The 20440-nt window shown below is 65.1% G+C and carries 19 protein-coding genes; 11 read left to right on the forward strand and 8 right to left on the reverse strand.

Annotation, left to right across the window (positions count from 1 at the left end; all coding sequences use genetic code 11):
* Positions 1-81: 81 nt before the first annotated feature.
* A complete protein-coding gene (locus tag CIT37_RS20775) occupies positions 82-273 on the forward strand; it encodes a hypothetical protein (RefSeq protein WP_028144630.1) in 192 nt (63 codons plus the stop codon).
* Positions 274-331: 58 nt separating this feature from the next.
* On the opposite strand, the gene CIT37_RS20780 is transcribed toward CIT37_RS20775, so the two are convergent.
* Positions 332-556, reverse strand: coding sequence for a hypothetical protein (locus CIT37_RS20780; RefSeq protein ID WP_028144631.1), 225 nt, complete (start codon positions 554-556; stop codon positions 332-334).
* 258 nt (positions 557-814) lie between these two features.
* On the opposite strand from CIT37_RS20780, the gene CIT37_RS20785 reads away from it, so the two are divergent.
* Positions 815-1135, forward strand: a complete 321-nt coding sequence (locus CIT37_RS20785) for a DUF1476 domain-containing protein (protein ID WP_038970337.1) — start codon at positions 815-817, stop codon at positions 1133-1135.
* 17 nt (positions 1136-1152) lie between these two features.
* Here CIT37_RS20785 and CIT37_RS20790 read toward each other — a convergent pair whose 3' ends face one another.
* Positions 1153-1743 (reverse strand): TIGR00645 family protein, encoded by a 591-nt coding sequence (locus CIT37_RS20790; protein WP_095424151.1) that lies wholly within the window; start codon positions 1741-1743, stop codon positions 1153-1155.
* A gap of 158 nt (positions 1744-1901) precedes the next feature.
* Here CIT37_RS20790 and CIT37_RS20795 point away from each other — a divergent pair, with 158 nt between their 5' ends.
* A complete protein-coding gene (locus CIT37_RS20795; protein ID WP_028144633.1) occupies positions 1902-2192 on the forward strand; it encodes a hypothetical protein in 291 nt (96 codons plus the stop codon).
* Between the two features lie 19 nt (positions 2193-2211).
* Here the strand turns inward: CIT37_RS20795 and CIT37_RS20800 are convergent, their stop codons facing one another.
* Positions 2212-2340 (reverse strand): hypothetical protein, encoded by a 129-nt coding sequence (locus tag CIT37_RS20800; RefSeq protein WP_256379428.1) that lies wholly within the window; start codon positions 2338-2340, stop codon positions 2212-2214.
* A 790-nt stretch (positions 2341-3130) separates the two neighbouring features.
* Between CIT37_RS20800 and CIT37_RS20805 the strand changes: the two genes are divergently transcribed.
* Positions 3131-4057: a septal ring lytic transglycosylase RlpA family protein gene (locus tag CIT37_RS20805; RefSeq protein ID WP_095424152.1), complete on the forward strand. Its 927-nt coding sequence runs from the start codon at positions 3131-3133 to the stop codon at positions 4055-4057.
* Here CIT37_RS20805 and CIT37_RS20810 read toward each other — a convergent pair.
* Positions 4054-5007: an alpha/beta fold hydrolase gene (locus CIT37_RS20810; protein WP_038970320.1), complete on the reverse strand. Its 954-nt coding sequence runs from the start codon at positions 5005-5007 to the stop codon at positions 4054-4056. The two genes, CIT37_RS20805 and CIT37_RS20810, sit on opposite strands and share 4 nt — an antisense overlap.
* A 152-nt stretch (positions 5008-5159) precedes the next feature.
* Between CIT37_RS20810 and CIT37_RS20815 the strand changes: the two genes are divergently transcribed.
* The 6 genes from CIT37_RS20815 to CIT37_RS20840 all read left to right on the forward strand — a co-directional run bounded on the left by CIT37_RS20815 (position 5160) and on the right by CIT37_RS20840 (position 11881).
* The gene (locus CIT37_RS20815; protein WP_161966447.1) at positions 5160-6422 is read left to right on the forward strand and encodes a D-alanyl-D-alanine carboxypeptidase family protein; all 1263 of its coding nucleotides are present in this window, start codon (positions 5160-5162) and stop codon (positions 6420-6422) included.
* Between the two features lie 2 nt (positions 6423-6424).
* Complete coding sequence (tmk, locus tag CIT37_RS20820) at positions 6425-7111, forward strand: dTMP kinase (protein ID WP_028144637.1); 687 nt, start codon at positions 6425-6427, stop codon at positions 7109-7111.
* Positions 7108-8154 (forward strand): DNA polymerase III subunit delta', encoded by a 1047-nt coding sequence (locus CIT37_RS20825; protein WP_028144638.1) that lies wholly within the window; start codon positions 7108-7110, stop codon positions 8152-8154. The genes tmk and CIT37_RS20825 overlap by 4 nt, the downstream gene beginning before the upstream one ends.
* 108 nt (positions 8155-8262) lie before the next feature.
* Positions 8263-10281: a methionine--tRNA ligase gene (gene metG, locus CIT37_RS20830; protein WP_095424154.1), complete on the forward strand. Its 2019-nt coding sequence runs from the start codon at positions 8263-8265 to the stop codon at positions 10279-10281.
* Between the two features lie 12 nt (positions 10282-10293).
* Positions 10294-11070 carry a TatD family hydrolase gene (locus CIT37_RS20835; protein ID WP_038946785.1) on the forward strand — a complete coding sequence of 259 codons (777 nt, stop codon included), beginning with the start codon at positions 10294-10296 and terminating at the stop codon, positions 11068-11070.
* A gap of 13 nt (positions 11071-11083) precedes the next feature.
* Positions 11084-11881 (forward strand): MBL fold metallo-hydrolase, encoded by a 798-nt coding sequence (locus CIT37_RS20840; RefSeq protein WP_095424155.1) that lies wholly within the window; start codon positions 11084-11086, stop codon positions 11879-11881.
* Between the two features lie 113 nt (positions 11882-11994).
* Here the strand turns inward: CIT37_RS20840 and CIT37_RS20845 are convergent, their stop codons facing one another.
* The 4 genes from CIT37_RS20845 to CIT37_RS20860 all read right to left on the reverse strand — a co-directional run bounded on the left by CIT37_RS20845 (position 11995) and on the right by CIT37_RS20860 (position 17953).
* Entirely contained in the window at positions 11995-13644 is a 1650-nt protein-coding gene (locus CIT37_RS20845) for an acyl-CoA synthetase (RefSeq protein ID WP_161966448.1), read from the reverse strand.
* A gap of 21 nt (positions 13645-13665) precedes the next feature.
* Positions 13666-15555, reverse strand: a complete 1890-nt coding sequence (locus CIT37_RS20850) for a TRAP transporter large permease (protein WP_095424157.1) — start codon at positions 15553-15555, stop codon at positions 13666-13668.
* Positions 15556-15570: 15 nt separating this feature from the next.
* Complete coding sequence (locus tag CIT37_RS20855) at positions 15571-16590, reverse strand: TRAP transporter substrate-binding protein (protein ID WP_028144644.1); 1020 nt, start codon at positions 16588-16590, stop codon at positions 15571-15573.
* A 487-nt stretch (positions 16591-17077) separates the two neighbouring features.
* Positions 17078-17953, reverse strand: coding sequence for a ferritin-like domain-containing protein (locus tag CIT37_RS20860; protein WP_095424158.1), 876 nt, complete (start codon positions 17951-17953; stop codon positions 17078-17080).
* 250 nt (positions 17954-18203) lie between these two features.
* Between CIT37_RS20860 and CIT37_RS20865 the strand changes: the two genes are divergently transcribed.
* A complete protein-coding gene (locus tag CIT37_RS20865) occupies positions 18204-20429 on the forward strand; it encodes a NosR/NirI family protein (RefSeq protein ID WP_038970334.1) in 2226 nt (741 codons plus the stop codon).
* The last annotated feature ends 11 nt before the right edge of the window (positions 20430-20440 follow it).

Raw genomic sequence — 20440 nt, forward strand, 5'->3', positions numbered from 1 at the left:
GGCGAACAGCTCGAGTTCCAATTTGCGGGTCCGCGGGGTCCACCTTATGGAACCCTTTCGCCGCGTCTGCGTTGTCTCCGCATGACTGAAGACCTTTCCTTCCGACGCAAACCCCTGACCCCCGAGCAGCGCCAGGCGCGCGATGCGGCACGCCGGATCGAGGCCGAAAAGGCCATGCGCGACCATGAAGAGGCGCAGAAGGCGTTTTACGCCAACAAGGAGCGGCTGAGGGCCGAACGGCTGGCGCGCGAGGCGGCGGCGGCGAAGGCCTGATCCTGCGCGGGTCCCTCCGGCAATATTCTGACGCGATCTGTCCGTGCGATGCCGCCGGCTAGTGCCGGTTCGGCGTCCTCGTCGCGCTCCAGGCCAGCCTCAGCGCCTGGACGGCACCTGTGAACGCGCCACGGGGCGATTGCGCTTCGATGGCTTCGGCTGCGATGCGGCAATCGTCGGCGACTTTGAGCAGCCCGCTTCGCGCGAGGTCCATGGTGGAGAGGGCGGCCTGCTCCAGGCAGACCCGTTCAAGCCGTCGAAACTCCCGCAGCTCTTTGTTCATGCGTCAGCTCTCGGTATGCCCCAAGCCATGCGGCGCTGAGTCTGCTTAACGATCGGTAAACGGTCTCTGCCTAGCCAAGTCGGCTGGCGCCGGGCTTGTGCGGGCCATGCACGCGCCCGGCGCGGGGGCGCATCGGCAGGCTTGACGGCGTTTGGCTTCCGCCGGAAGCTTCAACTGATCCGAACTGACGTGAAGCACGGAGACGTTCGCCCCCAGCCAGTCCGACACCCATCAGCGCAAGTGCAAATGGAGCTGACCATGACCACGTTCGACAAGCGCGAGCAGGGCTTTGAGGCCAAATTCGTCCACGACGAGGAGTTCATGTTCAAGGCCACCGCCCGGTCCAACAAGCTGCTCGGGCTCTGGGCTGCAGGCCAGCTCGGGCTCAGCGGCGATGCCGCGGCAAGCTACGCAACCACGCTGGTGACGGACCATCTGGAGAGCCGGGCGATCGCCGATGTCGTGGACAAGGTGTCAGGCGATCTCGCCGCCAAGGGCATCGCGCGTGAGCAGGTCGCGCTGAAGCTTCAGGAGTGCCTGCACCAGGCGCTGGCGCAGCTCGAAGTGGACAAGCAATAAGGCCGACGTTGGTAACCTCACTGGGCCTGCTTGCGCGTGCCGGAGTCACCGAGCTTGTCGACATAGGCAATGCCGATCGCCGAAACGACGAAGGTGAGGTGAATCAGCACCTGCCACATCACGCCGGTCTCGGTGAAGCCGGCGCGGTTCGAGCCGAGATTGCCGGCCTCGATGAAGGTGCGCAGCAGCGCGATCGAGGAGATGCCGATGATGGCCATGGCGAGCTTGATCTTGAGGACGCTCGCATTGACGTGGCCGAGCCATTCCGGCTCGTCGGGATGGCCCTGCAGGTCGAGCCGCGAGACGAACGTCTCGTAGCCGCCGACGATCACCATCACCAGCAGATTGGAGATCATCACGACGTCGATCAGCGCCAGCACGCTCATCATGATCTGCTGCTCGGTGAGATCGAGGGCGTGCCAGGAGAGGTGCCAGAGCTCTTTCAGGAACAGCGCGATATAGACGCACTGCGCCACGATCAGTCCCAGATAGAGCGGCAGCTGCAGCCAGCGCGAGCCGAAGATGATCATCGGCAGCAGGCCCAGGCGCGGCGGGGGCGAACAGGGTTCGGCACGAGGTTCGGATTGGGGTGAAGGCTCAACCGACATTCAGGCTGCATCCTCGCAATCGAAACGATCGCTTTTATCTAGCCCGACAACATGGCCGGCGGAAGACGCCCCGCGTGTCTCGCCTTCGGCGGACCTGGCCATTTCGTGCTAGCGTGCCGAACGGCCATCGCGCGACGATGTGGATCGGGAGGCGGGGAGTGACGAGGAGCGGCTTTCGCAGATGGTCCGGCGGCATCGCGCTCGCCGGCGCGATCATGATCGGCGCGGGCACCGCGGAGGTCTCGGCGACACCGCTGACGCCGTTTCGCTACGAGGCGCAGGCGCAGCGTCATTGCCCGCACGACAAGGTGGTCTGGCTCGACTTCAGGAAGGGCATCTACTACCGCAAGGGTCAGAAGCGGTACGGCCAGGGGTTCGACGGCAGCTTCGTCTGCCTGAACGAGGCCCGTGACGGCTTCTATCGTCGCTCCGTGCTGGGCCTGCGCTGAGAGCGGCGCCTGACGCCGGCTATTTCTGCGCCGGCAGCCTGACCGGCACGTGCGGGGAGGTGCTGATGACCCGGGGGCTGCCGTCGGGATAGGAGCGGTCGCCGCGGATCAGGGATTCCAGGACCAGGAAGAATTTCTCGGCAAGCATTCGCGTCACCCTCGTTGGTGATGGCCTCTGGAAATGAGTCGAGGCAGCGAACGCGGGAATTCAATCAACGGATTGGGAGCGGGACATCGGCGCCTGATGCGCCTGATGGAGCTGTGCTGGAGGGTAACGAAGCGGAGCGGGGCTCAGGCGAACGCCAGTGCCACGAGGCTCGAGCAGAGCAGGACCAAGCCGCCGGCGGTCAATGCCAGGAAGCCGTCAGATACCAGGTCATGGTTGCGCATGTGACACCTGCCGCTCTCGTTTTCGATGCTCGGTCGGATCGATCAAAATTGTCCGAACGCGCCGCTTGAAAGAGGTGATGCTTGCCGATCGCGCGAGTGCCCTCAGGCCCTCGTGCGGTAACCTTCAAACGCATGGGCCAGGAAGATCCCCGCGCTTACCAGACCCATCAGTGCCGAAACCGTCTCGATCATCGTTAAATTCCAAATCCCGCCCTTGCATCCGAGAGAACGCGTGCGGCCTTGCACAGTCAAAAGAATTCCAGTGAAGGCAGCGACAATGGGGGTGGAGTGAGGATTTGGCGCAACAGAATGTCCAGCCGTGGCACAGAGTCGGTGCCATCGCTCCGTAGAACAACGGAAAAATGCGAACGTCTCGTTTACCATCCCGGCGGGATCGCTGTGGGCTCCCCATTTCCGCCGTGTTCGGGTTGCGTTATCGTTACCGCTTCCGACGCGGTGGTGGGCCGCCTCGGATTAGAGGACCGGACAGCGCTCCCCGTGGCCAAAGCGGGTTGGGTACGCCTCCGGCAAAGTGGTATTTGGGGCGCATGGGGATCCGTCGGTCAGATTCGGTTTTGCGGGCCGCGCGTGGTGCTGCGGCGGTCGCGGCCTGCGTTGCGCTTGCCAATTGCGCCTCCTCCAACAAATTCGCCAGCCGCGTCGATCCGAAATACGGCGTGTCCTCGAGCCCCCGGGTCGTGGCGTTGGGGGATCCGGTCCCGAAGGGCGGCGGCACCTACCGCGTCGGCAAGCCCTATGTCGTGGCGGGCCGGACCTACGTGCCGGAGGAAGACGTCAACTATCGCGCCGAGGGCATGGCGTCCTGGTACGGCGACGACTTCCACGGCCGCCTGACCGCCAATGGCGAAGTGTTCGACATGACCTCGCTGACCGCGGCGCATCCGACCCTGCCGATGCCGTCCTATGCGCGGGTGACCAATGTCTCGAACGGCAAGTCGCTGATCGTGCGCGTCAATGACCGCGGGCCCTATCACGGCAACCGCCTCATCGACGTCTCGAACAAGGCGGCCGAACTGCTTGAATTCAAAGGCAATGGCGTCGCCAAGGTCCGCGTCGAATATGTCGGCCGGGCGCCGCTCGAAGGCTCCGACGACCGCCAGCTTCTGGCGACCCTGCGCACCGGCGTTCCGGCGCCGTCGCCCTCGATGGTCCGGGTCGCCTCGGCCAAGCCCTTCGTGCCGGAATTGCCGGGATCGAGCCGCGGTGCCATTCGCGGCGACGTGCCGATGCCGGAGGGGCGGCCCTATAATCTCGGCACCACTTCCGCCGACATGGCCTCGCTCAACGCGACCTCGGAAATGTCGGCCTCGAGCCGCAGCCGGGGCCGGGCGGTCCACAACGCCCGCGCCGTGTCCTATGAAGAGGACGGCCGCTACGCCGCCGAGAATGCGCCGTCGTCGGCCGACGGGGCCGCCGAGGCCCGCAGCATCCTGAGCGGCCGCGGGCTCTACTAGACTGCGCTTTCGTTCAGGAATTGCACCAGCGCCGCGTTCACCTCGTCGGGCCGTTCCTGCTGCACCCAATGGCCGGCGCCCTCGATGATCAGCTTTCGCTTCAGATTGGGCAGCACGCGCTCGAGCTCGTTGACGCGCTTGGCGCCGATCAGGCCGGTGATGACGGCGTCCCTGGAGCCGGCGATGAACAACGAGGGCTGATGGATCTGCGCGTCCTGCCAGGGTGCCGTCAGCTCCCAATTGCGGTCGATGTTGCGGTACCAGTTCAGCCCGCCGCGAAAGCCGGACTTGCGGAAGCTCTCGGTGAAATAGGCGAGATCTGCCTCGCCGAGCCAGGCGGGCAGCGTCTCCTCGGCGGTCGCGTGGCTGAGAAAGCCCTTGCCCTCCTGCACGAACATGGCGGCGGTGGGATCGGCAAGGCCGCGTCCGCCGAGCACGATGCGCATGGTGCGGGCGACGTCGCGTTCCAGCTCGGCCTCGGCGACGCCGGGCGCCTGGAAGTACTGCCAGTAGAAATTGGTGACGCCGCCCTGGCGCAAGAGGTCGAGCGGCTTGCCGCGGCCGCGGAACGGCGGCGGCACGCTAAGGCCGGCGACCGCCGTGAAGATGTCCGGCCGGAACAGCGCCGCGTGCCAGGCGACCGGCGCGCCCCAATCGTGGCCGACCACCATCGCCTTGGTTTCGCCGAGCGCCTGCACCAGGCCGACCACGTCGCCGACCGTGTCGAAGATCGAGTAGGCGGCAACCTCAGGCGGCGCGGCGCTTTGGCCGTAGCCGCGCATGTCGGGGGCGACGACGTGAAACCCGGCCGCGGCGAGCGCGGGGATCTGGTGGCGCCAGGAATAGGACAGCTCCGGCCAGCCATGGCACAGAACGACCAGCGGACCCTGGCCGGCTTCGCGGATGAAGAGATCGATGCCGTTGGCCTTGATCACGCGGGTGGAAGACATCGCTTTTCCGCCTTGTTTCAGGGGTTTGGTCGAGAAACATAAGGCGCCACGATAGGGGCGCGGCGAGAATCGTGCAATCTCGCGGCAGGCGTCCAACGTCGTGTTGTTCGCACCGGTTCCAGCTGTTAGAACGCCGCTCTCAGGGCTTGGCCATGGCATTTCGTCCTTCTTCGCTTCGTCGCAGCCGCTTCACCGCGAGGGCGCTGGTGCGCGGGCTGATCGCGACGGCTGTGGTCGTGGGCGTCGGCTGGAGCGGGGCACTTCTGGCCGCCAACCAGAGCATCCAGGGGGCCAAGAAGCCGGACGATGCCGGCTTCGACGGCGATGCCCCGACTGCGATCCTGATCGAGGCCTCCTCAGGCAGCGTGCTGTTCGAGAAGAACGCCGACGAGCTGCGCGCGCCCTCCAGCATGATGAAGCTGATGACGGCGGAAGTCGTCTTCAATGCCATCAAGAAGGGCGACATCAAGCTCACCGACGAGTACCGGATCAGCGAGAATGCCTGGCGCCGGGGCGGCGCGCCCTCGGGCGGCTCGACCATGTTTGCCGCCATCAACAGCAAGGTCTCGGTCGACGATCTCCTGCACGGCGCGATCATCCAGAGCGGCAACGATGCCTGCATCGCGCTTGCCGAGGCCATGGCCGGCAACGAGAAGATCTTCGCGGCCGACTTCATGACCAAGCGCGCGCGTGAGCTCGGCATGACCAAGTCGACCTTCGGCAACTCCAACGGCTTGCCCGACCCCGCCAACAAGATGACGGTGCGCGAGCTCGGAATCCTCGCCCGGCACATTATCCTGGACTTCCCCGAATTCTACAAACTGTTCGGCGAGAAGGAGTACACCTGGAACAAGATCCGCCAGCCCAACCGCAATCCGCTGCTCAACTCGATGGAAGGCGCCGACGGCCTGAAGACCGGTTATACGAAGGAGGGCGGCTACGGTATGGTCGGCTCGGCCGTGCAGAACGGCACGCGGCTGATCGTCGTCGTCAACGGATTGGAAGATCCCGAGGATCGCGCCACGGAAGCCAAGAAAATGCTGGAGTGGGGTTTCCGCAATTTCGAGACCCGCACGCTGATCGCGGCCGAGCAGCCGGTCGGCTACGCCAAGGTGTTCGGCGGCGAGAGCCGTTCGGTCAAGCTCGTCGCCAAGACTCCGGTGAAGGTGATGGTGCACAAGAACGGCAGCGACAAGCTGATTGCGCGCGTCGTCTATAGCGGTCCGGTGCGGGCGCCGGTCGAGGCCGGCCAACGGGTCGGCGTGGTCAAGGTCTGGCGTAGCGGCAACATCGCGGTGGAGACGCCGGTCTATGCGGCCGAAGCGATCGGCACCGGCTCGACCGTGCGACGCGCGATCGACGGCGCCAGCGAGCTCGTGATCGGCATGTTCCGCGCAGGCGCCGAGAAGCTCTGATCATGAGTGAGAGCGCGCCACAGCGGCCGTCCGGACGCGGACGCTTCATCACCTTTGAAGGCGGCGAGGGCACCGGCAAGTCGACCCAGATCAAGAAGCTCGCCGACCGTCTCAAGGCGGCAAAGCTCCGCATCCGCGTCACCCGGGAGCCGGGCGGCTCGCCGGGCGCCGAGATCATGCGTCATCTGGTGCTGTCGGGCATGGGCAGGCTGCTCGGCCCCGAGGCGGAGACGCTGCTGTTTGCCGCCGCGCGCGATGACCATGTCCGCACCGTGATCCTGCCTGCGCTCAACCAGGGGACCTGGGTGCTGTGCGACCGCTTCGCCGACTCGACGCGGGCCTATCAGGGTAGCCTCGGCCAAGTGCCTGAGGGCCTGATCAACGCGATGCAGCGGGTCACGATCGGCGATCTCAAGCCGGACCTCACCATCATCCTCGACCTGCCGGTCGAGATCGGCCTGCAACGCGCCGCCGCGCGCCGGGGCGGTGGCACGCCGGACCGGTTCGAGGGCGAGAAGCTGAGCTTCCACCAGGGCCTGCGCGAGGCCTATCGCAAGATTGCCGAGGACGATCCCGCACGCTGCGTGCTGATCGACGCCAATTCCGACCCTGACACGGTTGCAGGCCGTGTCTGGACGGCGCTGCGCGATCGTCTTCTTCCCACGCCAGCCTCGGTGGTTTCCGTATGAGCCCGCGTCAGACCGAGCGCGAAACCGGCATTCCGCATCCGCGCGAGACATCGAAACTGTTCGGTCATCGCGAGGCGGAGACCGCGCTGTTGACGGCCTATCGCAGCGGCCGCATCCCTCACGCCTGGCTGATCGGCGGGCCGCAGGGCATCGGCAAGGCGACCCTGGCCTATCGCATGGCGCGCTTCGTGCTAGCCCATGGCCAGCCGCTTGCGCCTTCCGTGCAGCGCGCCGAAGACCTCGCGATCGATCCCGATGACGCCGTGGCGCGGCAGGTGGCGGCCGGCTCGCATGGCGGCCTGCTGACGCTGGAGCGTACCGCCAACGATCGCGGCGTGATGCGCACCGTGATCACCGTGGACGAGACGCGCGAGACGATCGGCTTCTTCGGCTCGACTGCCGCGGCCGAAGGCTGGCGCGTCTGCATCGTCGATACCGTCGACGAGCTCAATCCGAACGCGGCCAACGCGCTGTTGAAAATCCTCGAGGAACCGCCGCAGCAATCGCTGTTCCTCTTGGTGAGCCACGCGCCCGCGCGCGTGCTCGCCACCATCCAGTCGCGCTGTCGCAAGCTTCGCCTGCGATCGCTCGCCACGAATGATGTGATCGGGGCGGCGGCGTCGGCGGCCGAGCTCGATCCGAACGATCCAGCGCTGCGCGAGGCGGCGGAGGCCTCAGAGGGCAGCGTTGCACGGGCTCTGACTCTCCTCGGCGGCGACGCGCTCAAGCTCCAGCAGCGCACGGCGGCGCTGCTCGCGCGCCTGCCGCAGGTCGATCCGCGCGAATTGCACACGCTCGGCGATTCGCTCGGCACCAGTGACCGCGTCGCGCTCGCGGCCTTCATCGACGGCATCGATCGCTGGATCGCGGAACGCCTGCATGCGGACGAGGCCAATGCCAACCAGAACCTGCCGCGCCTTGCGCGCCTAGCCGAGGTATGGGAAAAGATCGTCCGCGCCGCGCGCGACACCGAAACCTACAATCTGGAACGAAAGCCCTTGGTTTTCTCGGTGTTCGGCTGGCTGGCGGACGCAACGCGCTAAAGCATGATCCGGAACAGTGCGCAGCGGTTTTCCGAAAGATCATGCGCAAATCAATAATCGAACCCAGGTTCGTCTCCAGATTTCGAGAAGCCGGTAAAGGAATTCGTCGTGGCAACGCGAGCTAAGAAAACTGCTAAAGGCAAGGGCCGCAACAAGGCTGCGAAGAAAGCCGCAAAGAAGGCCGTGAAGGCGCGCGCGTCCAAGGCCAACGCCAAGGCGGCCAAGAAAGTCAGGAAGACCAAGAAGGCCACGGCCAAGAAGGGCGCGAAGAAGAGCGCCGTGAAGACGGCAAAGAAGGCGGTCAAGAAGGCTGCGAAGAAGCCGGCTGTCGCCAAGAAGGCTGTGAAGAAAGCCGCCAAGAAGCCAGCCAACAAATCAGCCAAGACCCCCGCCAAGTCGCCTGCGAAGACGGTGGCCAAGAAGGCGAGGGTGGTCGCGCCTGTGATCGCAGCGCCGGCCCCCGCCGCCACGCCGCCGAAGGCTGCCAAGCCGAAGGCCCCGCGCGCGCCGAAGCCCGCTGCAGCTCCGCAAGCCGCAGCGCCCGCAGCCGCACCAAAGGCTGCCGCGCCCGTTGCCGCCCCCGCACGCGACAACGTCTTCTACATCACGACCGCCATCGCCTATCCCAACGGCAGTCCGCATATTGGCCACGCCTATGAGGCGATCGCGACCGACGTGCTGGCGCGTTTTGCGCGGCTCGACGGCAAGGACGTGTTCTTCCTGACCGGTACCGACGAGCACGGCCAGAAGATGGTGCAGACGGCGGCCGGCGAGAACATGGCCGTCTCCGCGCTCGCTGCCCGCAATGCCGGTCGCTTTAAGGAGATGGACGAGCGTCTGAACGTGTCGTTCGATCGCTTCATCCGCACCACCGAGGAGCAGCATCATCGCTCCAGCCAGGAGATCTGGCGGCGCATGGAAGCGAACGGCGATATCTATGCCGACATCTATGCAGGCTGGTATTCCGTGCGGGACGAGGCGTATTACGCCGAGGATGAGACGCGCCTGACCGATGACGGCGTCCGGCTCGGCCCGCAGGGCACGCCGGTCGAATGGGTCGAGGAGAAGAGCTATTTCTTCCGCCTGTCGGCCTATCAGGACAAGCTGTTGAAGCTTTACGCGGATCAGCCTGACTTCGTTGGGCCGGATTCCCGCAAGAACGAGGTGGTGAGCTTCGTCAAAGGCGGCCTGCGTGATCTCTCGATCTCGCGCACCACCTTCGATTGGGGCGTCAAGGTGCCCGGTGACGAAGAGCACGTGATGTATGTCTGGGTCGACGCGCTGACCAACTACATCACCGGCGTCGGCTTCCCCGATGAGAGCGACAAAAACTGGCGCTATTGGCCGGCCGATGTGCACATCATCGGCAAGGACATCATCCGTTTCCACGCGGTGTATTGGCCGGCGTTCCTGCTTTCGGCCGGCATCCCGCTGCCGAAGCGGGTCTATGCCCACGGCTTCCTGTTCAGCAGGGGCGAGAAGATGTCGAAGTCGGTCGGCAACGTCGTCGATCCCTTCAATCTTGCCGACCAGTACGGCGTCGACCAGGTGCGCTATTTCTTCCTGCGCGAGGTGCCGTTCGGACAGGACGGCAACTACAACCACGAGGCCATCGTGGCGCGCATCAACGCCGACCTCGCCAACGATCTTGGCAACCTCGCGCAGCGTTCGCTGTCGATGATCGCCAAGCAACTCGGCGGCGTGCTGCCCGAGCCCGGCGAATTCAGCGCCAACGACAAGGCAATCCTGGCGATGGCCGACGGCATGGTCGCCGCATCGCGCGAGGCCATGGCAACGCAGCAGATCCATCACTGGCTCAACGCCGTCTGGGCCGTGGTTGCGGAGGCCAACCGCTATTTCGCGGGCGAGGCGCCGTGGGCGCTCGCCAAGACCGACCCGGCCAGGCAGAAGACGGTGCTCTACGTCACGGCCGAAGTCGTGCGCCAGATCGCGATCCTGGCGCAGCCAGCGATGCCGACCGCTTCAGGATTGCTGCTCGACAGCCTCGGCATCCCGGACGGGGAGCGCAACTTCGTCATGCTCGGCGGTTCCAAGCGCATCGCACCCGGCTCGACCCTGCCGGCGCCAACGCCGGCGTTCCCGCGCTACATCGAGCCGGCAGCCTAGGACGTTTGCGCGATGCTGGTCGACAGCCACTGCCATCTGGATTTTCCGGATTTTGCGGAAGATCTCGACGGGATCGTATCGCGGGCACGCGCGGCCGGCATCGGCCGCATGGTCACGATCTCGACCCGGGTCCGGAAGCTCGACCAGCTTCTGGCCATCACTGAACGCTATGACGATGTCTACTGCTCGGTCGGCACTCATCCACATAACGCGGATGAGGAGGACGGTATCGCGCCGGACGAGCTGGTTGCGTTGACGGAGCATCCCAAAGTCGTCGCGCTCGGCGAGGCCGGGCTCGATTATTTCTACGACAACGGCTCGCCAGAGGCGCAGGCGAGGGGCTTTCGCGCCCACATCGCCGCCGCCCGCACCACCGGCCTGCCGCTGGTGATCCACACCCGCGAGGCCGACGCGGACTGCGCGCGCATCCTGGAAGAGGAGGCGGCCAAGGGGGCGTTTCGCGCCGTGCTGCATTGTTACACCGGCGGGCGCGAGCTGGCGCTGAAAGCGGTGTCACTCGGGCTCTATATCGGTTTCACGGGCATCCTGACCTTCAAGAAATCGGAGACCTTGCGGGCGCTGGCGGCCGAACTGCCGGCCGATCGCATTCTGGTCGAAACGGACTCGCCCTATCTTGCGCCCGGCAAGTTCCGGGGCAAACGCAACGAGCCCGCTCATGTAGTCGAGGTCGCAAAAGTGCTGGCCGCGACGCGCGGCGTGTCGCTTGACGAGATCTCGCGCCAGACCAGCGAAAACTTCTTCCGCCTGTTCTCGAAGGTGAAAGCTTGAAACCGGGAGCCGCATGACGCTGACGCTGACCATCCTGGGCTGCGGCTCCTCCGCCGGCGTGCCGCGCCCGGCGCTCGGCTGGGGTGCCTGCGATCCCAACAATCCCAAGAACCGCCGCCGCCGCTGCTCGCTGCTGGTCGAACGGACCTCCGAGCACGGCACCACGCGCATCCTGATCGACACCTCGCCGGATCTGCGCGAGCAATTGCTCTCGACCAATGTCGATCACATCGACGCGGTGTTCCTGACGCATGAGCACGCCGATCAGACCCACGGCATGGACGATTTGCGTTCGGTCGTGATGCACATGCGCCGTCGTATCCCGACCTATTTCAACCAGTCGACGGCCAAGGACATCCTGTCGCGGTTCTCCTATTGCTTCATCTCGCCGGAGGGCAGCGACTATCCGCCGATCCTGACGCGGCATTCGATCGAAGCTGGCGAAAGCCAGACCGTTCTGGGGAAGGGCGGCGCCGTGACGATGACGGCCTTCCTGGTGCAGCACGGCAACATTCCCGCGCTCGGCTACCGCATCGGGGATGCGGCCTACACACCCGACCTCAACGACATCCCGCGCGAGAGCTGGGGTGCGCTGGAGAATCTGGACCTTTGGATCGTCGACGGTCTGCGCTACACCAACCATGTCAGCCATTTCAGCATCAACGACGCGCTGTCCTGGATCGAACGGTTCAAGCCGAAGCGCGCAGTCATCACCAACATGACGGCCGACGTCGATTACGAAGTGATCCGGCAATCGCTACCCGCGGGCGTCGTGCCCGCTTTTGACGGGCTGCGGCTCGAGACGCGCTGAGCGCACCGGCCTGGCGCGATACGGCCTCGCCGGCAATGGAGCGGGAGCCTCAACGCTGCCGAGACTTCCCGGCGGCGCCGGCCTCGATCCGCATTTTGAAATGGGAAATCAGCTCAGGCCGAGATCGCCTTCACCGATCCCACTTCGTTGCGCAGCAGGAACTTCTGGATCTTGCCCGTGGACGTTTTCGGGATCGGCCCGAACACGACGGCCTTCGGTGTCTTGAAGCCCGACGTGTGGCTGCGGCAGAACGCGATGATGTCGGCTTCGCTCGCGCTGGCGCCGTCCTTCAACTCGACAAAGGCGCAGGGCACTTCGCCCCATTTCGGATCGGGCTTTGCCACCACGGCGGCAAACAGCACGGCCGGATGCTTGTAGAGGATGTCCTCGACCTCGACGGACGAAATGTTCTCGCCGCCGGAGATGATGATGTCCTTGGAGCGGTCCTTGATGATGACGTAGCCGTGCTCGTCGAGCACGCCGAGATCGCCGGTGTGAAACCAGCCGCCCTCGAAGGCTTCCCTGGTCGCCTTCTCGTTCTTGAGATAGCCCTTCATCACGATGTTGCCGCGGAACATGACCTCGCCGATGGTTTCGCCGTCGCGCGGCACCTCTTGCATCGTCTGCGGATCGATGACGGTGACGCCTTCCTCGAGCGGGTAGGGCACGCCCTGCCGGCGCTTCATGCGCGCGCGCTCGGCCGGCGGAAGCTCGTCCCAGCCGGGCTGCTCGGCGCAGACGGAGGCGGGGCCGTAGACCTCGGTCAGGCCGTAGACATGGGTCAGCTTGATGCCGATGCTCTCTGCACCTTCGAGCACCGCGACCGGCGGCGCGGCGCCGGCGATCAGGCCGACGACGCGGCGGGCCGCACCGCCCTTGGGCGCATCGGGTGCGTTGATCAGCGTGTTGTAGACGATCGGCGCGCCGCACATGTGGGTGACGCCGCGGCTCTTGATCAGCTCGAAGATCCTGGTCGGCTCGACCTTGCGCAGGCAGACATTGATGCCGGCGGCCGCCGCGATAGTCCAGGGGAAGCACCAGCCGTTGCAGTGGAACATCGGCAGCGTCCAGAGATAGACCGGATGCTGGCCGAGATTGCCGGCAAGGATGTTGCTGACGGCGTTGAGATAGGCGCCGCGATGATGGGTGACGACGCCCTTGGGATTTCCGGTCGTGCCAGAGGTGTAGCTCAGCGCGATCGCATCCCACTCGTCCTTTGGCGGAATCGCCGTGAACGCGGGATCACCTTCCGCGACTGCCGCCTCATATTCGATCTCGCCGATGCGACTGCCGCCTTTGAACGATGCGTCGTCGACGTCGACGACGAATGGCTTTGGCCCGCTCATCTGCGCGAGCGCGTCAGTTATGACGCCCGAGAACTCGGGATCGACCAGGATGATCTTCGCGCCGCCATGGTCGAGCTGGAATGCGATCGAAGGCGCATCGAGGCGGATGTTGAGCGCGTTGAGCACGGCGCCGGTCATGGGCACGGCGAAATGCGCCTCGTTCATCGCCGGGATGTTCGGCAGCATCGCCGCCACGGTATCGCCGACGCCGATGCCCTTGCGCGCGAGCCAGGACGCGAAGCGCCTGCAGCGCTCATAGGTCTGCGCCCAGGTGAAGCTGCGGCCCTCATAGACCGTGCTGACATGATCGGGATAGACGGCGGCGCTGCGCGCGAGGAAGCTGAGCGGACTCAGCGGCACGTAGTTGGCGGGTGTCCTGTCGAGCCCGATATTGTATTGGTTCTGCCGCTCACTCATCGACACCCTCCGTCAAACGCCTCAAAGGAATCCGATCGAGATCCACGGGAAGATCGCGACGATGATCAATCCCACCAGCAGCGCCAGCAGATAGCCCCAGATCGGGCGGATGCCTTCGGCCGGATCGACGCGTCCGATGGCGCAGGCGGCATAATAGCCGACACCGAAGGGCGGGGCGAATAGTCCGATGCCCATGGCGAGAATGATCACCATGGCGTAGTGCACCTCGTGCACGCCGACGGCCCGGGCGATCGGAAACAGCAGCGGACCGAACAGCACGATCGCCGGGATGCCCTCCAGCACGCTGCCGAGGATGGTGAAGGCCAGGATCGACACGGCGATGAAGGTCGCCGCTCCCCCGGGCAATCCGGTCATGGCCGCCGCCAGCGAGCGCGAGAAGCCTGATTGGGTCAGGCCCCAGGCCATACCTGTCGCCGTGCCGATGATCAGCAGGATGGCGCCCGACAGCGCCGCAGTCTCGACCAGCATCGGAAACAGCCGCGACCAGTCGAACCGGCGGTAGACGAGGAGGCCGACCAGGGCGCCATAGACGATGCCGATGGTGGAGACTTCGGTCGCGGTCGCGATGCCCTCGACCACGGCGTAGCGGATCACGAAGGGCAGCGCCAGCGCGGGCAGGGCGACGAAGAACGTCTTGCCGATCTCGCCACCGCTGGCGCGTCGGACATGGCTCATGTCCTCGTGGCGGTAGCGCCACCACACCAGCATGCAGAGCGTGATCGCGAGCACGACGCCGGGCAGCAGGCCGCCGGTGAACAGGGCGGCGATCGAGACGCCCGTCACCGAGCCGATCGTGATCAGCACGAGGCTCGGTGGAATGGTTTCGGTTTGCGCTCCGGTCGCCGCCAGAAGCGCGACGAGATCGCCGGGCTTGGCGCCGCGTTGTTTCATCTCCGGAAACAGCACGGGCGCAACGGCCGCCATGTCCGCGGCCTTGGCGCCTGATATGCCCGAGACCAGGTACATGGCGCCGACCAGCACGTAATGCAGGCCGCCGCGGACATGGCCGAGCAGGCTCGCCAGGAACGCCACCATGGCCCGCGCCATGCCGGTCATCTCGATCAGGAGCCCCAGGAACACGAATAGCGGCACCGAGAGCAGGATGAGGTGGCTCATGCCCTCGTCCATCCGCCCGACCAGCACCATGACTGGCGTGCGCGTGGTCAGCGCGAGATAGCCGAAGATCGCAAGGCCGAAGCCGAACGCAATGGGAACGCCGGCAAAGACGCAGAAGCCGGCGACGCCGACGAAGAAGATGATGAGGTTGAGATTGCCGAGCGGCCGCAGCAACGGCTCCGCCAGCCAGAACAGGCCGGTAATGACGGCAACGCTGACGACGGCAGCTGCGACCATCCGGTAATCGGCCGCGCGCAGCAGTCGCAACAAGGCAAAGGCCGCCATCAGCCCGATGCCGGCCGGCAGCGCGGCGGCGCGCCACATATTGGAGATCTGCAGCGCCGGCGTCGTGATGTAGCTCTCTTCGTAGGCGTAGTCGCAGGCTGGCCAGACGATCAAGACCAGGAACGCCAGCGCCGCCGAGGTCGCGACCAGATCCAGATAGGCCCGCATGGCAGGCTTGGCGCTGGCGACGATCGCGGTCATACGCATGTGCTCGGAGCGGCGGAACGCCACCGCTGCGCCCAGCATGGCGAGCCACAGGAACAGGATCGAGGCGAGCTCGTCCGACCAGATCAGCGGCCGGTGCAGGCCGTAGCGCGCGACTACGCCTGCAAACAGGATCACGATCTCGGCGACGACCAGGATCGCCGCCGGGATTTCGACGACGAGACCGAGCATGCGCTCGACCGAAGCCAGCACGGAAGGTCGGCGAGGGGACTGAAACGCCGCCTCGCCCACCACTGCGGTCACCTCGACCTCGACATGAGCCATGATGGCCCCAACGCGTTACGACAGCTTGCCGACGGCCTTTTCCAGGAGGTCCCAGGCCTGATCGCCATACTTGCCCTTCCACTCGGCATAGAAGCCGGCGGTCCGCAGCTTGTCGCGGAACGGCGCCACCGTGGGCTGATTGAAGGTCAGGCCCTTGGCCGCGAGCTCCTGCTGCAGATTGGCATTGAGCTTGGCGGTGTCCTCGCGCTCCTTGACGGCAGCGGCGTTGATGTTCTTGGCGACGACGGTGCGCACGTCCTGCGGCAGCTTCTCCCAGGCGCGGCGGTTGGCCAGGAACCAGAAGCCGTCCCACATGTGGTTGGTCAGCGAGCAGTACTTCTGCACCTCGTAGAGCTTGGCAGTCGAGATGATCGCCAGCGGGTTCTCCTGGCCTTCGACGATCTTGGTCTGGAGCGCCGAATAGACCTCACTGAAATTGATCGAGGCGGGCGCCGCGTCGAACGCCTTGAACATCGAGGTCCACAGCGGCGACACCGGCACGCGGATCTTGAAGCTCTTGAGGTCATCAGGGCCGGTGATCGGCTTGCTCGACGAGGTGGTCTGGCGGAAGCCGTTGTCCCAGATCTTGTCCATGACCTCGAGGCCGGCCTTCTTGATCTCGCCGCGGACATGGGCGCCGAGGTCGCCGTCCATAGCCTTCCAGACCGTGTCGTAGTCCGGGAACGCGAAGCCGATGCCGTTGATGGAGGCCGCCGGCACCAGGGTCGACAGGATCAGGCCCGATAGCGTGAAGAACTCGACGCCGCCGGAGCGGATCTGGCTCAGCATGTCGGTGTCCGACCCGAGCTGGTTGTTCGGGAAGATCTGGAGGTCGAACTTGCCGTTGGTCTCGGTCTTGATCGCCGCCGCCATCTCCTTGGCGCGTACGTTCAGCGGATGGGTGTCCGGCAGGTTATTGGCGTATTTGTAGGTGAACTCGGCGCTCTGGGCGCGGGCCACATGGGGCGCACCGATGCCGCCCAGGACCGCGGTCGCGGCGGAGGCCTTGAGAAGCGTGCGTCGGGAAAAACTCATGGGTCTGCTTCCTCGGAAGTTTGTTGTTGTTCTGAGACGCAAACCTATACGGACGGAAGGCCTGAAGGTCATCTGCGATCTCGCGAGGCCTCGCTTATTGCAGCCGGACAAGGTCCCGGCAATATCGGCTTTCGCAGAGATGGGCCGGATTCAAAATCTGAAAAACGACCCCATGCACAGGAGCCGTCGAGAACCGGGGCAGCGTCGAGGCCCGGACCGAAAATCGCGTGAGGGCGAAGGTGCGATGACAGGAATTCCGCCTAAATAATTGATCTAATTGCATATAAGAATATTCCATAATATACCTTATGCGAATTACGGATTGGGCTATGGCCGTACGCGGCCTGCCAGTCAGATCTCGCCTGAGCTGAGCGCCTATCGCTACACTTGGTGTCTGTTCCGCAGCCGAAGGACCTGCGGCCACTGCCCCGGCCGAGCGGCCATGCGGCTCTGAAGTGCGGCAGCTCTGATTGTTGCCGTAAGCGCGTCACTCCGCCGCAAGCGATCGCAGCCAGGCCAGTCTCAAGATCGCGCGCTCGGCCAGGTGCTGCAGGCTTTCGAGGTGGGCTGCGTCGCTCGACCGCTCGGCGCCGTCGAGGTAGCCGTCGACCAGGGCTTCGGCGATCTCCAGTGGATCCTTTCGTTCCATGGAGGCCGGAAAGCTGCCGAGGCCCGCGGCGGCGTCGGCCATCGCGATCGTCTGTTGGCGCATGTCCCGTGTCCGGACCGCGGCCGGCCCGCTCAGGCGCCGTTCGATATCGCCAAGTTGAGCAATCAGGCGAAGCTCGAGCCGCCGCGCATCGATTTGTGGCGGCCGAGGTGTCGATGCGTCGGCGCTGCTCCGTTCGTGTTCGAGATGATAGGCGCGGCGCCTCTCCTTCCGCAGCGTCGCGACATGGCCGAGCTCTTCCCTGGCCATCGCCTCGGATGCTCTCTTGATGTCAGGGTCCTTGGAATAGGCGGCGAGATAGGACCAGAATGCGAAGGCTCGCTCTTCGTTGCGGACCGCCATGGCGAGCGCGCGGTACGGTGTCATCAGCCGCGATGTCTTGACTTCGGCGGCAGCTTCCGGGGCAAGCGCTTCCGGCGCTTCCCAACGCACCAAAGCGGGATCCGGGCTCTTGCCGCGGCGCGATTGCGACCACTGCGTGACGCTGTCCACGTGCTCGCGCTCGGCGGCCGCGAGCTTAGTGAATACCTCGGCGAGATCAGCCTTGCCCTGCCCGCGCATGTCTTGCGCGAGAGATTCGTACCTGTTGGCGGCTTCCTGCTCCATTGCATGCGCTAGCGCAAAGAGCTCGTCGAGAGACTCCAATACACCTGCGGGCTCAGCACTGAGCAATGATGTGCGTAGGAATGGCATACCAAGGACTCCACATGCAGATTTCTGAACCGGTTCCGCGCACGCACAAATCTCAAGAGCGGGGTTGACAGAGTCAGTCGCGCGCGATGAGTGTTGCATGTCAGCGGCGACAAATCATCGAAGAAGATATCAAGGCACGCGCGCCTCTGTCCGTCGCGCAAATCGCATTTGTATCGATATGTTGATGCGACCGGATGACGATACCGCCTTCGCAAGGCGTGCAGCGCTAGCGCTCGCAGGCTTGCTGCTGATGTGTCTGACTTATATTTCGCCCGCGTGCGCCGCCGGTGACTTACCAACATACCTGCCGAAGATTACGCCTGCGGAATTTTTCCCGAATGCGGACCGTTTCGGCCCGCCGCAAGGCGATCCGCCCATCGTACCAGTGTACCGCGGCGACCAGCTCCAGGGATTCATCTTCCTCAACTCCGATTTCGCGAACTCCGTCGGGTACTCGGGCAAGCCGATTCACTTGCTGGCCGGGATCGATCCGAAAGGCGTCATCACCGGAATCAAGCTCGTCGATCACAAGGAGCCGATCGTGCTGGTCGGCATTCCCGAGGCCCGCATCGTCGCCGCCATGAACGCCCTGATCGGCAAGGACATGAAGCCGGTCGCAAGTGGTGCCGAGAAGCCGCCGCAGGTCGACATCGTGAGCGGCGCGACCGTTACCGTACTGGTAATGGGCGACAGTGTCGTCCGTGCGGCATCCAAGCTCATTCGCAGCGGTCGCGTCGGTGGCGGCGACGGCGCGGCGGCTTCGGCAGCCCTTCCCCCCGTCGTCAAGACGCTCGATCTCGCGCGCAGTGACGTGCGCGACTGGGAGAGCCTCGTCGGCGATGGCTCGGTACGCCGGCTTCATCTCGGCATCGGCGACATCAACGACGCCTTTGCGAAGTCCGGCAGCGCCGCGGCGGGCCAGTATCCCGAACCGGGTGAAGCGAGCGATACCTTCATCGAGCTCTACGTGGCGCTCGTGACCGCGCCCACGATCGGCCGCAGCCTGCTCGGCGAGGACGGCTATCAGCGGCTGAAGGACAGCCTGAAGCCGGGGCAGCAGGCCATCGTCGTCGCCGGCAACGGCCCCTACTCCTTCAAGGGGTCGGCCTATGTCCGCGGCGGCATCTTCGACCGCATCGAAATCCTGCAGGACGGCAACAGCACCCGCTTCCGCGACCGCAACCACACCCGTCTTGGCGCACTGGACGCGGTCGGCGCGCCCGAGTTCAGGGAAATCGGCCTGTTCGTCACCCCGCCTGAGTTCACCCTGGATCCGACGCAGCCGTGGCAGCTTCAACTGCTGGTACAACGCAGCCTCGGCGGCCGCGACAAGGCGTTCCTGACTTTCGATCTCGGCTACACCCTGCCCGACGGTTATATACGCCGCGAGCAGCGTGCGGTGACGGTACCGGAGAGCGCGGCGCCTCCGGCCTCGCAGCAGGCCACCGCTGCGGCCCCCCCGCCCCCGGATGCAGACGAGCCGTTGTGGATGCGGATCTGGCGGTCGAGCACCGTCTCGATCGGCATCACCGCGTTCATGCTGGCCACCCTCACCGGTATCTTCTTCTTCCAGAATCTGCTCGTGCGCCGCCCGGTGTTCTACACCTGGGTGCGGCGGGGGTATCTCGCCCTCGTTCTGGTCTGGCTCGGCTGGTACGCAAACGCGCAGCTCTCCGTCGTCAACGTGGTCACCTTTACCAATGCGCTGGTGACGGGCTTCCGCTGGGAGTTCTTCCTCGCCGCGCCGCTGATCTTCATTCTGTGGGCTGCAACGGCCGGCGGGCTTCTGTTCTGGGGGCGCGGCCCGTTCTGCGGCTGGCTGTGTCCCTTCGGCGCACTGCAGGAGCTCACCAACACGGCCGCGAAATGGCTGAAGGTGCCGCAGATAACGGTGCCGTGGGGGCTGCACGAACGGCTATGGCCGATCAAGTACATCATCTTCCTCGGTCTGTTCGGCCTGTCGCTCTATTCGGTCGACATGGCCGAGCGGTTCGCCGAGGTCGAACCGTTCAAGACCGCGATCATCCTGAAGTTTTCGCGAAGCTGGCCGTTCGTGGCCTACGCAGTCGCCCTGCTCGTCATCGGACTCTTCATCGAACGCTTCTTCTGCCGCTACCTCTGCCCGCTCGGCGCCGCGCTCGCGATCCCCGGCCGCATCCGAACCTTCGAATGGCTCCGCCGCTGGGAAGAATGCGGGTCACCCTGCCAACGCTGCGCCAAGGAATGCCCGGTGCAGTCGATCCATCCCGAGGGTCACATCAACGTCAATGAGTGCATCTACTGCATGCATTGCCAGGAACTCTATTACGACGATCACCGCTGCCCGCACATGATCCAGGTGCGGCTCAAGCGCGAGAAATTCGCGGCGATGTCCTCGCCCGCGATGCGCTCAGGCGGCAAGGGTCCCGCGACCGTCATCACCGCCGGCGGCAAGCCTGTCGTGGCGTCACCCGTCGCAACTCCACCACCAAACTGAACCGAAAGCCG

This window comes from Bradyrhizobium ottawaense, from assembly GCF_002278135.3.
In the GTDB taxonomy this organism is placed as follows: domain Bacteria; phylum Pseudomonadota; class Alphaproteobacteria; order Rhizobiales; family Xanthobacteraceae; genus Bradyrhizobium; species Bradyrhizobium ottawaense.